The organism is Providencia sp. PROV061, assembly GCF_011045655.1.
Classification (GTDB): domain Bacteria; phylum Pseudomonadota; class Gammaproteobacteria; order Enterobacterales; family Enterobacteriaceae; genus Providencia; species Providencia hangzhouensis.
In genome coordinates, this window is sequence record NZ_CP042861.1 from 1,702,473 (window position 1) to 1,717,091 (window position 14,619).

The 14,619-nt window shown below is 39.5% G+C and carries 16 protein-coding genes and 1 other RNA gene; 7 read left to right on the forward strand and 10 right to left on the reverse strand.

Features of this window, described 5'->3' with window-relative positions; translation table 11 throughout:
- Window positions 1-157 precede the first annotated feature (157 nt).
- The 5 genes from FVA72_RS07660 to radC all read right to left on the reverse strand — a co-directional run bounded on the left by FVA72_RS07660 (window position 158) and on the right by radC (window position 3,068).
- Window positions 158-538 (reverse strand): hypothetical protein, encoded by a 381-nt coding sequence (locus FVA72_RS07660; RefSeq protein WP_110592050.1) that lies wholly within the window; start codon window positions 536-538, stop codon window positions 158-160.
- Between the two features lie 99 nt (window positions 539-637).
- Entirely contained in the window at window positions 638-1,390 is a 753-nt protein-coding gene (locus FVA72_RS07665; protein WP_110592049.1) for a glycine zipper domain-containing protein, read from the reverse strand.
- Window positions 1,391-1,395: 5 nt separating this feature from the next.
- Complete coding sequence (locus FVA72_RS07670) at window positions 1,396-1,791, reverse strand: hypothetical protein (protein WP_110592048.1); 396 nt, start codon at window positions 1,789-1,791, stop codon at window positions 1,396-1,398.
- 10 nt (window positions 1,792-1,801) lie between these two features.
- Entirely contained in the window at window positions 1,802-2,362 is a 561-nt protein-coding gene (locus tag FVA72_RS07675; RefSeq protein ID WP_110592047.1) for a recombinase family protein, read from the reverse strand.
- Between the two features lie 250 nt (window positions 2,363-2,612).
- Window positions 2,613-3,068: a RadC family protein gene (gene radC, locus FVA72_RS07680; protein ID WP_137018938.1), complete on the reverse strand. Its 456-nt coding sequence runs from the start codon at window positions 3,066-3,068 to the stop codon at window positions 2,613-2,615.
- Window positions 3,069-3,165: 97 nt separating this feature from the next.
- On the opposite strand from radC, the gene FVA72_RS07685 reads away from it, so the two are divergent.
- The 3 genes from FVA72_RS07685 to FVA72_RS07695 all read left to right on the forward strand — a co-directional run bounded on the left by FVA72_RS07685 (window position 3,166) and on the right by FVA72_RS07695 (window position 7,145).
- Entirely contained in the window at window positions 3,166-4,020 is an 855-nt protein-coding gene (locus FVA72_RS07685; RefSeq protein WP_110592045.1) for a hypothetical protein, read from the forward strand.
- A gap of 131 nt (window positions 4,021-4,151) precedes the next feature.
- The gene (locus FVA72_RS07690; protein WP_110592044.1) at window positions 4,152-4,403 is read left to right on the forward strand and encodes a hypothetical protein; all 252 of its coding nucleotides are present in this window, start codon (window positions 4,152-4,154) and stop codon (window positions 4,401-4,403) included.
- Between the two features lie 75 nt (window positions 4,404-4,478).
- On the forward strand, window positions 4,479-7,145 hold the full coding sequence (locus FVA72_RS07695) for a DUF927 domain-containing protein (RefSeq protein WP_110592043.1): 2,667 nt from the start codon (window positions 4,479-4,481) through the stop codon (window positions 7,143-7,145).
- 379 nt (window positions 7,146-7,524) lie between these two features.
- Here the strand turns inward: FVA72_RS07695 and FVA72_RS07700 are convergent, their stop codons facing one another.
- Entirely contained in the window at window positions 7,525-8,451 is a 927-nt protein-coding gene (locus tag FVA72_RS07700; RefSeq protein WP_110592042.1) for a LysR family transcriptional regulator, read from the reverse strand.
- Window positions 8,452-8,606: 155 nt separating this feature from the next.
- Between FVA72_RS07700 and FVA72_RS07705 the strand changes: the two genes are divergently transcribed.
- Window positions 8,607-9,695, forward strand: a complete 1,089-nt coding sequence (locus tag FVA72_RS07705) for a 4-oxalomesaconate tautomerase (protein ID WP_110592041.1) — start codon at window positions 8,607-8,609, stop codon at window positions 9,693-9,695.
- Window positions 9,696-9,869: 174 nt separating this feature from the next.
- A complete protein-coding gene (locus FVA72_RS07710; protein ID WP_110592040.1) occupies window positions 9,870-10,130 on the forward strand; it encodes an EexN family lipoprotein in 261 nt (86 codons plus the stop codon).
- 354 nt (window positions 10,131-10,484) lie between these two features.
- Here the strand turns inward: FVA72_RS07710 and FVA72_RS07715 are convergent, their stop codons facing one another.
- The 3 genes from FVA72_RS07715 to smpB all read right to left on the reverse strand — a co-directional run bounded on the left by FVA72_RS07715 (window position 10,485) and on the right by smpB (window position 13,156).
- The gene (locus FVA72_RS07715; RefSeq protein WP_165119678.1) at window positions 10,485-12,179 is read right to left on the reverse strand and encodes a site-specific integrase; all 1,695 of its coding nucleotides are present in this window, start codon (window positions 12,177-12,179) and stop codon (window positions 10,485-10,487) included.
- 82 nt (window positions 12,180-12,261) lie between these two features.
- Window positions 12,262-12,625, reverse strand: a transfer-messenger RNA (tmRNA) gene (ssrA, locus tag FVA72_RS07720).
- A gap of 48 nt (window positions 12,626-12,673) precedes the next feature.
- Window positions 12,674-13,156: an SsrA-binding protein SmpB gene (gene smpB, locus FVA72_RS07725; protein WP_004265004.1), complete on the reverse strand. Its 483-nt coding sequence runs from the start codon at window positions 13,154-13,156 to the stop codon at window positions 12,674-12,676.
- A 153-nt stretch (window positions 13,157-13,309) separates the two neighbouring features.
- Here smpB and FVA72_RS07730 point away from each other — a divergent pair, with 153 nt between their 5' ends.
- Window positions 13,310-13,744, forward strand: coding sequence for a type II toxin-antitoxin system RatA family toxin (locus FVA72_RS07730; RefSeq protein WP_036959027.1), 435 nt, complete (start codon window positions 13,310-13,312; stop codon window positions 13,742-13,744).
- Window positions 13,728-14,033 (forward strand): RnfH family protein, encoded by a 306-nt coding sequence (locus tag FVA72_RS07735; protein ID WP_153673938.1) that lies wholly within the window; start codon window positions 13,728-13,730, stop codon window positions 14,031-14,033. Before FVA72_RS07730 ends, FVA72_RS07735 begins: the two co-directional genes overlap by 17 nt.
- Before the next feature lie 173 nt (window positions 14,034-14,206).
- Here the strand turns inward: FVA72_RS07735 and bamE are convergent, their stop codons facing one another.
- Complete coding sequence (gene bamE / locus FVA72_RS07740) at window positions 14,207-14,599, reverse strand: outer membrane protein assembly factor BamE (RefSeq protein ID WP_004265001.1); 393 nt, start codon at window positions 14,597-14,599, stop codon at window positions 14,207-14,209.
- Window positions 14,600-14,619: the final 20 nt, after the last annotated feature.

Genomic DNA, 14,619 nt, shown 5'->3' on the forward strand with positions numbered 1-14,619 from the left:
ATATAATGGTGGTTTAGCACCCAATGAATCAGAACGATTATATAGGGAATACTCATAAAACTATGATCAATTTTTATTGACCATTACAAATACGAATTTATTGTTTTAGTTAAATAGCAAGCCAATTTTTGGACTTGCTATTTTAATTGGAAATTAATCACACTTTCTTTTGTACTGGCACGCAGAAAAATACGGCATGCATCGCGGGTTCATTTTCCATGCTTTTAGCGACTTCTTTAATTGCTCCGACGCATGTTTCGTATTCGTCATCTTCAAAGATGTGAAGGTCTGAATACGGTGGTGTTTTACCTGCTTGAGTGCCTTTACCACCAGCAAGGATACCGTTGAGGTAAGGTCCTGAAGGGTAGTACATCGGTGTTTCTCTGCACGTTGACTTTATGGACATACCTTTCGTGCCAGCAACGGTCAGTTGGCTTTGTGCTTGTTTGCATGTTTCCATGTCATTGTATGTGCTTACAGGGTTTGTTCCCATAGCAACGGAGCCTAGCATAAATGACAGATATAATGATGCGTACATATTGACCTCTTCATTAAAGAGTTTATTGATTTTGATAGTGAGTAGGGGCGGTTAGTATTCCTATGATTATTTTGCTAACCGCCATATATTTGAAGATTGTTATTTAGATTTCGAGCCTTTTGTCTCAGTAAAGCCTTGACCAGCAAGATTACCCATGCGTTTACCAAATACCTTACCTGCAGCAGCTCCAATTCCACCCCCGACGATTGTGCCAACACCGGGGAGGAAGAATGAACCGATGATCGCCCCTGCTTTGGCTCCTGCAACGAAGCCGCCTACGTTACCAGCTAATTCACCATACTTCGCTTCCTTGCTGTCAATTTGACCTGATACAACACCAATATCGACGTTAACTTGTACGACTTCATCAAAGTTTTCACAGGGAAGGTTGGCAAGTTGATAATCGGAAAAGTCAGCTAATAACTTGTTAGGTGGTACACCTTGGTTAATGAGTTCATCACAGACGCCAAGCACTAAATCAAGACCGAATCCACGGTATAAACGAGTGATCTTTCTAACCAGTGGATTCTCATCATATTGTTTAGTGATGGTGTCTCGTATAGTTTTACCTAGTGGGTTTGAAAATAGATTATAGAGATGAGCAGCTTGACTTAGCCAATTATCGTTATCCGCTAGCATAGCTGTAACTGCACTGATGCTTTTTGCTCTTTGCTCATCAGTTAGCTTTAAGTGGGTATAAAGCTCAGAATCGTTCGCTTCGCAAAGTGCTTTGCACAGTATGTATGGAACATCGACAAGACAAGCAGTATCTTCTTCTTTTTCAATTATTTCAGTAGCCTGCATTATCATGATGGTTAATGCAGTAGCTTCAATGCGTTGAAAATCGTCCATGTTAACTACCCCAGAAATTTATGAAAGAAACTGGATAATCCATCAACGTGCTCGTCAGTAAGGTTATCCCCAATCATTGAGATATGTTCAGATGAACCATCAGCAATATCATGCAGTGTCACACCTTGAAAATCGGGTATAGACATGGCTTGAAATGAACCCGTCGAACTTAAGTAGTCAACGCCACCAAAGATGTTGGGTCTCGCAAAGCCCTCTAGTTGACCCATATCGCCGTGAAATATTTCAGTGTCACCTAAGGTGCTAGTGTGGCCTAGAGACTCTCCAGTTGCTCCTGAGAGATTATAACCACCGAATACGTTTGGCATTGCTGAGCCTACATATTGACCATCTTTCATGAAAGAGATACGGTCTGCAAAGTTTGTCATTGTGTAAAACGCCATGATAATTTCCTTATAATGAAAGTCTATTTGAGTTACTTTTAACGATGCGATAGATGCTGGTAATACTGATATCAAGTTGTTTTGAAATAGCAGGTTTGGTTGCGCCTTGGGCTAGTAGCTCCAAAACTTCCGCTGTTTTGGCTCTAGCGGTTGCTTTTCGCCCTGTATACCGACCTAGTTGTTTAGCTAGTGCAATTCCTTCTGCTTGGCGTTCTAACATGATTTCACGCTCAAACGTTGCAATAGCACCTATCATTGTAAGCATTAGCTTACCTGTTGGGGTGTCTGTATCTATACCTATATTCATAATTAATAACCGTACTTTTTTTGTTTCTAAGTAAGCGGATATTTCTAGTAAATGCTTTGTATTGCGAGCAAGCCGATCAAGTTTTGTTACTTTAACTGTGTCACCTTCACGAACGTAATCGAGTAGGGCAGCAAGCTCTGGGCGATTATCTTTTGCCCCACTGATAATTTCTTTAAATATTTTGTCACAATCGTGTAATGCATTAAGTTGAGCATCGAGGCTTTGGCCTCGAGTTGACACTCGTGCGTAGCCGACAACTGCCACGAAATCCTCCTTACCTACCAATAGGGCATGGTATGATGAAAAATCACGCCAAATCAGAAAAGAGACCTTTTGGTATGGTTTCGTCACTTATAGAATGGTTTGGCTGGTGGCATGACTTTAAAGCATGCTTATTGGTAGGGGTGATAATGAAATTTAAGTTAGGTTTAGTTGTGAGCAGCAGATACAACTTTTAGTAGATGAAAGGCAAATGTGATAAGCCCTTTTATTAATGCAGTGAGGAGAATCCCTTTCATAGCAGACCTTTTTCAGCAAATGACATTGTTTCTCCACCAGCCACAATAATGTGGTCAAGCAGTGTTATGTCCAACAACTGCATGATTGTTTTCAGCTTATCGGTAACTTTAATATCGCTTTTTGATGGGGTTACCGTACCAGAAGGGTGGTTATGGGCACAGATAATGTTGGCGGCATTGAGTTTTAAAGCTAATTTCGCAATTTCTCGGGGATAGACGTTAGTATGATTAATGGTGCCGTTAAACATTTCAACGTATTGTATGACTTGATTTTGAGCATTCAAGTAGATTACCGAAAATACTTCTTGCTCTTTATCACCGAGTTGAACAGTGAGAAAGTCGTAAGTGTCTTGAGGGGATGTCAGTTGGTCGGTAAGATAAAGACGGCTTGATAAGTATTCTCGAACTTCATTAATTTTTGCTTGCATAGCTAGCTCCTGTGGTTTAGTCAAATTTCTTATACCAATTTATTATCTGAAAAATGATAATAGTGTTGAATATGCTTATTTTAAAAATAGTTGTTATTGTTTTATTAAAGAGGATAGATAAGTGAGTGATGATTTGAAAGAAAAAAAAGAGCCACAATATGAATTTTTGTATGAAAACTTAATGAGAATGGATAAAAATAAATTAGATATAACTGATGAGGACTCATTTGCTACATTAGTTGAAAAAAATGGAGGGGATGAAAATATTAATACTCCATTAGTTAAGTATCATGAAAAGAAAAGAGCTCCAGAGGGCATACCTGAACGTGTATTGAAACATATAAGTTATCTTTTACTCAATGATTTTGAATTGCCTCGTATAGCTAGATATTATCTCGGAGAAGCAATAAATAAATATCTTAATAAAGATTGTGGACTTGAGGAAGCCTTGTTTTTGAATTTGAAATATAGGAATTTTTCTGAGGAAAAGAAAGATTTTATAAAAAATGTCAATAATTACTTATATTTTAGATTGGTTATAATGAAAATTATAGGGATTGAATGGGATGATATATTATTAGTTAAAGGGGATGATTCATTTTTAGAACAACTTTCAGATGAGCTTTCTTATCTATATAAAATTAATGCTTATAGCAAAACAGGTGAAGAGTTAAATGAGGGGATATCTTTATCCCGAAAATCAATTAAATCTAGAATAGAGAATCAGGCGTTAAATAATAGAGTTGTATTTCCGCTATCATATTATAAAGAAGATATTTGTTGTAGTGGGTGTTATCAGGAATATAAGTCTTACCTAAAATTTAAACAGGATAACAATAAAAAGGTAACTTACTTCCCTAGAACTATTGATGAATTAGAGTTAATAGAGAAGTTTAGCGAAATCCCAAAGTGCGATTTACCAGCTGATAAAAGTTTTCAAGCTTGGTATGAGACTTTGATTCATAAAAAACAATAAATGTCAAGATAGCTTGTTTGGGCTACCAAGCAAGCTGCTACTTATTCTCTAAATATATTAATCTCCTCTATATCGATATGACATCTAAGTCGATATTACATCCAAAATTAATAATATTGATAGGAGATATTATGAGTAATCAGTTTAATAATTTACCCCTTCGCACTAAGATCGCTATATTTAAAGAAATCAATAGTGAAGAAGGTCGTCTTGAATACATACCTGAACTTCTCGACGATATTCTTTACATAGAAGATGGTTATGTCGAGTATTGCCCCGAATCCAATGACTATAAGTTTTTCACTTGTGATGGTCATTATTTTCTCAAAATTATATTTGATGATTATGGTGACCTAGAAGAGTTTTCTATTAAAAACTTTTAATTCAATACTCAACAGCCTCACTCAGTCGAGTGAGGTTCATCAAACTTTTATCTTAAACACTCATTGGAGTTAAATATGACTATTGATGAACACAATCAATATGCATTCGATTCGTTATTAAAGTTAGCTAAAGAACATCAACTTGCTGCTGAAGATGCAGAAATACATAATATCGAGGTGGACTATCCACGTTTTAAAGATACACATGATAAAGAAGGAGAAACTAGCGGTTATATAAAAACATTAGCCGATGAAAATGGAAAAATTCATTGGTTAATAGCGAAAAGTTTTCATGAGGATTTAGGAGAGGTAATTTGGCGTAGTGATGGGTTAAGTTCCGTGTCAGAGGAACAGCAAAAAACAAGAATAGATGAATATAAGCAATTGAAAGCAGCTAATGATGCAGCACGAGAAGCTCTATTTGCAGAAAACAGAGCAGAATTAAGCGAGCATATTCAAAGGTTTCCTTTAGCTTCAAATAATCATCCTTACTTGTTGAGAAAAAAAGTGGAGGCGCACGGTATATTAGTCAATGGTAATCAATTGGTTATTCCATTGAGTGAATATAAAGGTGGCTTCATTACGGCTCAACGCATTTGGGTGGATGGTACTAAACGCTTTTATAAAGATTGTGGCAAAAAAGGGGCTTGCTATGTGATAGAGGGCGATAGCAGCACCATATTGATAACCGAAGGGTTTGCGACGGCGGCATCCTGTTATGAAGCGACAGGGTATACTTGCATTATGGCGATTGATTGCGGCAATTTACCTGAAGTAGTTAAAGCTGTGCGAAGTAAAACAGATGTACCGATTGTGATTATTGCTGATAATGATAAGTATAAAGAGAGAAATGCTGGGGTTGAAGCTGCTGAAAAAGCAGCAAAATTATATAGTTGTTCGTGTTTTATACCTCAGTTTCAAGATGAATCAACACAACCGACAGATGCCAATGATTTAGCTGTTTTAGAAGGGATTGATGAACTTAAACGTCAGTTGTGTCCAGTTATTGCTATTGCCCGAATGAGGATACCAGCTGATTATTTTTTCAATAATGGGTGGTTATATCAAAAACGAACTACGGACAAAGGGACGTATGATGCACAAATTTGTTCTGCATTGTATCCGCAAGCGTTGTCTCGTGATAAGTCGAATGAAGAGTGGGGGATCGTCTTCAAGTTTGCCGATTTAGACCGCCATGAACATATGTTTGCTTTGCCACGGGCTGCTCTTGTTAAAGACCCATCAATAATACTGGAGCCTTTAGCGTCTAGAGGCTTGCATTTCAATCCGAGTGAATACAAAGCGTTACTAAGTTTTATCTCAACTGTTCAACCAGTAGAACGTGCCCGCAATGTGTCTCAAACGGGCTGGCATGGTGAAGTATTTGTTTTACCGAGTGAAGCCATTGGGGCTAGCTCTGAACGCGTTGTTTATCAGTCTATGTACGGAGCTCCGGCAGGTTATGAACAATCGGGGACACTAGAAGAATGGCAGCGTAATGTAGCGGCTTATTGCCAAGGTAACAGCCGATTAATTTTGATGGTTGCTGCTGCGTTTGCGGGACCATTATTGGATTTAGACCATGCATTAGAATCAGGTGGCTTTCATATTCGAAGTGAAAGTAGCCGAGGAAAAACAACGGCCTTACGTCTGTGTAAATCAGTGTGGGGGCCAGCGGATAAATTGGTGACATGGCGTGCAACGTCCAATGGGCTTGAGAGTGTCGCATATGCTCATAATGATGCAACGCTTGTCATTGATGAATTAGGTCAGATGGCAGATGAAAACCCAAGTGAAGCAGCTCAGACCGTGTATATGGTGGCTAATGGGTCAAGCAAGCAACGTGCAAACCGTTCCGGTGGGGCGGCATCGCTGAAAACATGGAGACTCATTTTTGTTTCAGCGGGTGAAGTATCCTTGTCTAATTTAATGAGCCAAGCGGGAAAAATGGTCAAAGCGGGGCAAGAAGTTCGCTTTATTGACATTCCAGCGGATGCTGGAAAAGGGTTAGGTCTTTTTGAAGAACTTCATGGTTTTTCTGATGCGGCAAGTTTTGCCGAAATGTTAAATAGCAATAGCAAGCAGTACCACGGTGTCGCTTCCAGAGCGTTCTTGAAGGCGTTAGCGGGTAATAAGGTTGAGTACTCGATAAAGCTAAGGGAGCTGATGACAGCGTTTTTACAATATGTGCCCGATAATGTGGATGGACAGATAAAACGTGCTGCAAATCGGTTTGCCCTCGTTGCGGCAGCGGGAGAGTTGGCAGCAAACATTACTGGCTGGGAAAAAGGTGAAGCTTTTCGTGGTGTGAAAACCTGTTTTGATGCATGGCTATTAGAAAGAGGCGAAGGCTCACACGAATCTAACCAAGCACTTGAAGTTGTTAGAGGTCGATTACTCAAATGGGGAGACTCTAGATTTGGACAAAATACGAATGGACCTGTTTGGGGCTGCAAAGATGGCAACGACTTTTGTGTTTTCCCTGAATCGTTTCGCAACGATATTTGTCAGGGACTTGACCACAAAAATGTCGCCAACATATTGGTTAAATTAGGTTTTTTACCTAAAAAATCATCAGTAACTAAGCGATTGCAGGGTGGTGGTCTCCGCCGCGTGTATCCTATATCAGGAAAAATACTCGATGTTGAGCAAGCAGAAGAGCAAAAACCCTATGTTGTATCAGGGACACGCTTAGGTCAAAGCGATCAGGAAAGTGAGGCACTGGAAAGCTATACTGTTTAAGCATGAAAGCTAACAAGGGGAGGATTATCTCTCCTTGTTACGTTACACCACCAGCAGGATGTAACAAAAAGTGCTTCAATGTTGGCTTGTATCGTTGTTACGCGTGTAACGTCATTAAATGCATTAATAATAGAAACGACGCTTAGATTAATTTTTTGATTGTTCTGGTTTTCGTTCAGATACGTGTCTTTATCACATAACAGCGGTACAGGCTGATATCACAGCGATCTGCTGTAACTATCTCTAAAAATGTAATGTGCCATTTTTACTCTGTAGTGCTCACTGTAAAATGGATATACCTTATTTAGTGATTCAATATGACAAACTACTCAATATGTATTAGTGCCAGTTTCAATATGCAAGTGAGTTTGTAACCATACTAGCGGCTGAATCTACTGATCCAAGGGCTGGTATTGTCTTGAGACCAAAGCTTCATCAATATTTCACGAAATTTATCGGCTGCAGGGCTTAAGGTGTCATCCTTTCTAAACACTAATCCCAGTGTTCTCCTGATCACAGGCTCTATAAGTGGTCGACTAACCAGTATATGGTGCTCATCCGTAGGCATTGCCAGACTTGGTACAACAGCAACACCAAGCCCAGCTTCAACCATCCCGAGTGATGTGGACAGGTGTCTTACTTCGTAAAACCAGTTTGGTTTCCAGTTAAATCCTTCTAAAGCCTGATCAATTAGATATCGATTACCACTCGATTTTCGGACTCCAATAAGTTTGAGTCCGGCAAGATCTTCCCACATCACGAGATTTTTTTTGGCAAGCTCATGGTCGCGTTTACAGGCAAGAACGAAAGGCTCATTAACCAGAGGTGTGAACTCTATATTAGAATGTGTGATGTTAATCATATTTATTCCAAAATCTGCATCCCCATTAAGTACCGCCTCAAGGCAGTCGCTAGCACTATGCTCAAGTATTCGGATACGTATATTCGGGTAATGTTCGTTATAATCACGAATAACGGAAGGTAAAAAATAGAAGGCTGCTGTAGGTAAACAAGATAAAGTCACTGTCCCTGTTTGATGTGTTGCCATTTCTTTAATACTGAGTATCGAGCTTTCATAAAAATCGATGAGATTTTTTGCATGAGGTAGAAAATCTCTCCCTACAGCAGTCAATTTTACTCGTCTTGTTGAGCGTTCAAATAGTGCTGTACCTAAACTATCCTCAAGCTTTTTTATTCGTCTCGTCAATGCGGGTTGAGAGATGTGTAAAAAATGAGATGCTTTTGTAAAACATCCCATTTCCGCAACTTTTACGAAAGATTGGATACCCTGTAATTCATGCTGCATTTTTCAACCCTCAGGCTTATAGAGAAATTAAACCATAATAACTGAAGGCTTATTAATGTGTAAAATGCATTAATCTCTTGTTTCTTTGCATTAGAGTTATTTATCCGCATATGGGACGCTTGGCGTATCATTTAATCTGTAGGAAGAGAGAAAGTATGTTCAGCATACCCTGTGTTCTGATGCGCGGTGGCACTTCTAAAGGGCCAGTTATTCTATCGACTGATTTACCAGATGATATTCAGGAACGAGATGCCGTTTTGCTAGCTTTGATGGGCTCAGGCCATGATCTTGAAATTGATGGTATCGGTGGAGGTAGTCCGCAAACCAGTAAAGTAGCCATTGTGAGTCTTTCAGATAGCCCTGATGCTGATATTGATTATCTTTTTGCTCAGGTTATGGTGAAAGAACGAAGGGTCGATACAACTCCAAATTGTGGAAATATGTTATGTGCAGTTGGTCCATTTGCTATTGAAAAGGGGCTAATTGCTCCGAAAAATCCAGTTACGGCAGTGCGTATTCGGAATCTCAATACTGGAACATTAGTTAATGTTGAAGTTCAGACCCCTGATTTCAAAGTGACTTATGAAGGGGATACCCAAATTGATGGTGTGCCGGGGGCAGCTGCTCCAATTGGTTTGACGTTCCTAAATTCCGCAGGTTGTAAAACGGGTAAATTACTTCCCACAGGTAATGCAACAGATGTATTTGATGACATTGAGGTCACATGTATTGATATGGCAATGCCAATGATTTTAATCAATGCACATCAAATGGGGAAAACCGGTAGTGAGTCTCCAACTGAACTGGATTCTGATTTGATGTTTATGAAACGTCTTGAGAAGATCCGCCTAGAAGCTGGCGTTGCAATGGGGCTTGGCGATGTAGCTGATAAAGTCATTCCAAAGCCTGTTCTTCTGAGCAAACCAACAGCGGGGGGGACGATTAAAGTTCGCTATTTCATGCCACACAATTGCCATAAGTCATTGGCAATTACAGGTTCTATAGGTATTTCAACAGCAACAATAATTGAAGGCTCCATTGCTCAAAAAATCATAGGTGGTCAGTCTCAAGATAGGCTAAACAGTATAGTAAATATTGAACATCCAAGTGGGAAAATTACTGTTTCTTTATTAAAGGATGGGGATCGAATAGAAAATACTCAGGCTGCCGTGATCAGAACTGCTCGTAAATTATTTGAAGGTAATGTCTGTGTTCCAGAAGGCATCTTAGAGGAAGCTATTTAAATATGAGCTAAACTTTGCAAATCTCATTTAATCAATATCTTTAGCATGAATAGTAGATTGAAGCACAGTTAGAGAATTTTTCATTGTTTAGCACTGATATAAAGGCAGAGTATGAGTCCAATTTCTTTTAGATATGTGCGTATCCGAACTAAATAATCTGTAAGGATAAGTATAATGGCTAAATACTTTTTATTAGTTAGTCTCATTATAACTGTTATCACAATGTCAGGTTGTAATGATAAAACTTCTGTTGAGTGGTATGTCAATCATCATGATGACCTAGTTACTAAATATACAGAATGCTTATTAACTGATGCTTGGCATGATATTGTTTGTAAGAATGTCAGAAGAGCAAAAAACCTTGAGATAAACGAACCAGATATTCAAGAAGGATTAAAGGTAGCGAAACAGAAATTATTTGAGCTCAGAGAATAGGTCAGTCTAGCGCCTTATATATCCCAATATTTCCCCCTATATTAATTACCAAACACGATTCTATTATGGATTCATCACAATAGGAGTTCTTACTGTGAACGATAATCAAGAGTAATATAGGAATGCCATTTATGAGTCAATAATACAATAATGTTTAGATTAACTTGTAGTCTGTTCTAGTTTTCGTTCAGATAGGTCTTTCTATGGCGTAACAAGCGTAACAAGCGTAACAATGATACACGTTGATATCATGGGGATCTGCTGTAACGTTCTCTTAAAATGTAACGTTACAGCCCTTTCAAATGCCTGTAACACCCCAATCACGATTTCGTAAGTAGACTATTGATTCATTGCCTACTGTTTGTGGAAGATGTCCAATGTTTCATAAGGTTTTATCTGAGCAATAATGGCTGAAAAATCGAGCTTATTAACCAGTTCATGCATAGCTTGTTGTTCCTTTGGTAAGGCTTTACCGTAAGAACTGGTTTGATGACCCATAATCTTATTCAAATATTCATCAGAAGGATGCAGGGCGAGTAGCTTATCTCTAAAGTAATGCCTAAAGCTATAGAGCGTGACGTGCTCAGGAAGCGATTGTTTGTCTCGTAAATTACGGTTGAACCATTCACCCGGCTTGGTCGCAAAAGAGTCTTGAATGAGCATAATTTCAGGGAACAGGCGTGTATCTTCACGGTGTGTGCCTGCCTTATCGTTCACAAATACCAAGAAGCCTAAATCAATAAGTTGTTGATGGATTGGGATGTAGCGTTTGGCATTTGGTGTTTTCAACCGCTGTTTTTCATATCGGTTATCCACACGAATACACCAAATGTCATTCACATTTTCAATGTCATTAGTGAATAACTGGCAAGCTTCACCGGGGCGCATACCCGTAAATAAACACAATAGCGGTAACCAAAAATGGTAAGGCTGCTGTATCTTTTTGGTTTTGACGCCTTGATGCATCGTAAACAGGGGATGCTGAAAAACTTGTATAGCTTCCTCGTCAGTGATGACGGCTCTATCGTCTTTATGGTTAACCCGTGGAGCCGGAAGCGGCTCTTGAGGGATAGGATTGTAGGTTAAATACCCTAAGGACACTATCCAATCAAAAAACTGGGACACTTTTTGCAGGTGTGAATTCGCCGTTTCTACCGATATGATTTGAGTACGTGGATGTTTTTTTATGATTTCACTCAGTGGCTGTGCCAGCATCTCTTTTGTTTTAATCCCAAGAGGAAATGTCTTTAAGCACTCTCGAAAATGTCTGCCTTGCTCGGGTGTGATCGTATCAACAAGCACATCACCAAAGTAGCTAATTGCTAAGGCGAGGCATTGAGCATACTTATTTTGGGTCTTTTGACTGTGTCCTTTTTGCTGGCTTTCTTCTTGATATTCGCTAATCAGTTTAGATAGGGGGTAACGTGGTTTATCATCAATGATTGATTCAACCTCAAAGGTTGTGGGTGCGTTTAACCAGTCTGGTGTTGGGTTTGATAAATACGTATTGAGTCGTTGATAGTGCTGCAAAGAGGCTTGGTCAACCATACGAGCCAGTTGCTGATAGTCTTGTTCGGTTAAGTCAGAGGTGATATCCGATTGTTGCTCTTGGATTTCATCTAATAACGTGGCAGCTATTCTCTGGTTTTTGGCATTGTCCCGATACTCTTTTTTAATAATACGTTTGTGATGAAACTCAATAAGCCCCGTTGTGACGTGCTGTAAATCATTGAGTTCATCAATTCCCTTATCAAGGTTGCCATGAAAATCATCCATTTCACGCTGCCACCATCTGTTGACTAATAACTTGAGTTGCTGCTGAAAAAAGGCAATGTGTTCCTTGGTCATTTTCGGGCTTCCTGAATATTGGTTTTGCCAGTGATTATATTGACTATTGAGGATTAAGGCTAATGATCGGGCTGCATGCAATTGATTAGTTTTGAGGCTCAGCCGGATGTCATGGCGAGCGTTTGTGGTCGGGATGGTTTTACGAAACCACCATGTATTGGCTCGTTGGTAGAGGTAGTGGGGGAGCTTTAATGTCATCATGCGGTACATTCCTGCGGCACAATTTCGACATGATAGAAAGAAAAACGACCTGAAACTTGTTAAGAATCAGGTCGTTAGATAGTGGTGGAGCTGGCGGGAGTTGAACCCGCGTCCGAAATTTCTACATCCTCGGTACTACATGCTTAGTCTAGTCTTTGAATTCATTTGCCAGCTGCGGACAGACACGCCACCAACAAACTATCCTGATTAAGTTTAACGCTTCAACCCCAGGCAAGGCATCCACGCGATCTCTTTTGGGTTTGACCTCTCTTGATCCCCGTCCTAAGAGCGGAGGCTAGGGAGAGAGGGCTCTAAGCAGGTTATTAAGCTGCTAAAGCGTAGTTTTCGTCGTTTGCGACTATTTTTTTGCGGCTTTTTACGAGGCCAACCGCCCCTCGGCATGCACCTTGGGTTTCGCAAATCCCGTCGAATCCAGAATCAGCCCCAAGTTGTTGAGCGTAGTATAACAGAAAAATACTCTATAAAGCTAGAGGTTAGCGGTTAGAATGTTTCATTATACGTGCTTTATCGAGTTGCCATTCACGTTCTTTAATATCAGAACGCTTATCGTGAGATTTTTTACCTCTGGCAACGCCGATTTTAACTTTACACCATGCATTTTTCCAGTAGAGAGAAAGTGCAATAACGGTATAACCTTCGCGGTTAACTTTACCGTAGAGTGTATCTAATTCACGTTGATTTAAAAGTAATTTTCGACTACGAGTTGGGTCGCACACAACGTGCGATGATGCAACAGTCAGCGGTGTGAAGTTTGCACCGAATAAATAAGCTTCGCCGTCCCTTAAAAGAACGTAGCTATCTCCAATGTTGGCTTTGCCCGCACGGAGTGATTTGACTTCCCAACCTTGTAGGGATAGACCCGCCTCGAACTCCTCTTCGATAGAATATTCGTGGCGAGCACGCTTGTTCATAGCAATTGTTGCTGAACCGGGTTTATATGGTTTTTTCTTTGTCATAGTGCAATCATTATACTGTAAGCTGAGTTGAAAGAAATCTTTCTAAGCTGATATTTTTTTGATTGTGCAAATCTTGCCCTATGTGGGTTTTGTTTTTTGTTTAACCAATCAAAGATGGTATTATACGCTCAGTTTTTGGGGATAGGAATTGATATGCCACAGATTAGTCGCTCTGCGTTGGTCCCTTTTAGCGCAGAACAAATGTATAAACTCGTTAATGACGTTATTTCATATCCGAGCTTTTTGCCGGGGTGTGTGGGTAGCCGAATTATTAGTCATAGTTCTGAAGAAATGACCGCTTCTGTTGAAGTGTCAAAGGCAGGTATTAGCAAAACTTTTGTCACAAAAAATGTGCTAGAGGATAACAAGTGCATTCATATGCAACTTGTGGAAGGGCCATTTAGTAAATTAGCTGGTGGTTGGAAATTTATTCCTTTAAGTCCTGATGCTTGTAAAATCGAGTTTCACCTTGATTTTGAATTTACAAATAAATTGATAGAACTTGCATTTGGCAAAATTTTTAAGGAATTAGCTAATAATATGGTTCAAGCCTTCACTTTAAGAGCAAAGGATGTATACAGTGTCTGAGCTGAATATTGAAGTGGCATATGCGCTTCCTGAAAAGCAATTTTTGCTATCAGTAAAAGTGAAAGAGGGGGCGACAATAGAAGAAGCAATACTAGCTTCTGGTATTTTAGCTCTTAGAGATGATATTGATCTTAAAAAAAATAAGATTGGTATTTATAGTCGCCCTGCTAAATTGACAGATTTAGTGCAAGATGGGGATCGTGTTGAGATTTATCGACCTTTGATTGCAGACCCAAAAGAATTACGTCGCAAACGAGCGGAAAAGTCTAAAGAAGTTAAAAATAAGTAAACCGATTATACGTAGCGAACCGAGCAAAGCTCGGTTTTTGTCTTTAAATTTATTTATACAAGTTGAGTCTAAATAAATTTTTAATAAAGATACTCATAATAACAACCCGCCTGAATAAGTCCTTCATAAAACAGGTTGTTACTATCACACTAGGTGGTTCTTAGTGTTTGTGGTTAGTCAGCTGTTTTAGTTTCTGATGCTTTTGTTTCAGCAGCTTCCATTGATTCCTGCGCGGCAAGATTTTTCTCGTTTTTGATGTCAGTAAGAATACCATTGCGATCAAAAATCAGAGTCAAAGTTTCTTGCTGAACTGGGTCATGCCCTAGTTCTTGGCGGAAAACATAATACCAAGTCTGAGTACCAAACGGGTCAGATAACATTGGCGTGCCCAAAGTATAAGCGACCTGTTGCTGTGTCATTCCTTTTTGGATCTTAGCAACATCTTTCGCTGTGAGGTAATTACCTTGGTTAATGTCTGGGTGATAGACAAGACGTTCCATCATTGAACAGCCCGTAGACATTAATGCGAGTGATAGTGCGGCAGCAGTTAACAATTTATAACGCATGGATATCTCATTCCTTTTGG

Coding starts and splice junctions, on each gene's coding strand:
- FVA72_RS07660 (WP_110592050.1), bottom strand. CDS start 538: ATGTACGCATCATTATATCTGTCATTTATGCTAGGCTCCGTTGCTATG.
- FVA72_RS07665 (WP_110592049.1), bottom strand. CDS start 1,390: ATGGACGATTTTCAACGCATTGAAGCTACTGCATTAACCATCATGATA.
- FVA72_RS07670 (WP_110592048.1), bottom strand. CDS start 1,791: ATGGCGTTTTACACAATGACAAACTTTGCAGACCGTATCTCTTTCATG.
- FVA72_RS07690 (WP_110592044.1), top strand. CDS start 4,152: ATGAGTAATCAGTTTAATAATTTACCCCTTCGCACTAAGATCGCTATA.
- FVA72_RS07695 (WP_110592043.1), top strand. CDS start 4,479: ATGACTATTGATGAACACAATCAATATGCATTCGATTCGTTATTAAAG.
- FVA72_RS07700 (WP_110592042.1), bottom strand. CDS start 8,451: ATGCAGCATGAATTACAGGGTATCCAATCTTTCGTAAAAGTTGCGGAA.
- FVA72_RS07705 (WP_110592041.1), top strand. CDS start 8,607: ATGTTCAGCATACCCTGTGTTCTGATGCGCGGTGGCACTTCTAAAGGG.
- FVA72_RS07710 (WP_110592040.1), top strand. CDS start 9,870: ATGGCTAAATACTTTTTATTAGTTAGTCTCATTATAACTGTTATCACA.
- FVA72_RS07715 (WP_165119678.1), bottom strand. CDS start 12,179: ATGATGACATTAAAGCTCCCCCACTACCTCTACCAACGAGCCAATACA.
- smpB (WP_004265004.1), bottom strand. CDS start 13,156: ATGACAAAGAAAAAACCATATAAACCCGGTTCAGCAACAATTGCTATG.
- FVA72_RS07730 (WP_036959027.1), top strand. CDS start 13,310: ATGCCACAGATTAGTCGCTCTGCGTTGGTCCCTTTTAGCGCAGAACAA.
- FVA72_RS07735 (WP_153673938.1), top strand. CDS start 13,728: ATGTATACAGTGTCTGAGCTGAATATTGAAGTGGCATATGCGCTTCCT.
- bamE (WP_004265001.1), bottom strand. CDS start 14,599: ATGCGTTATAAATTGTTAACTGCTGCCGCACTATCACTCGCATTAATG.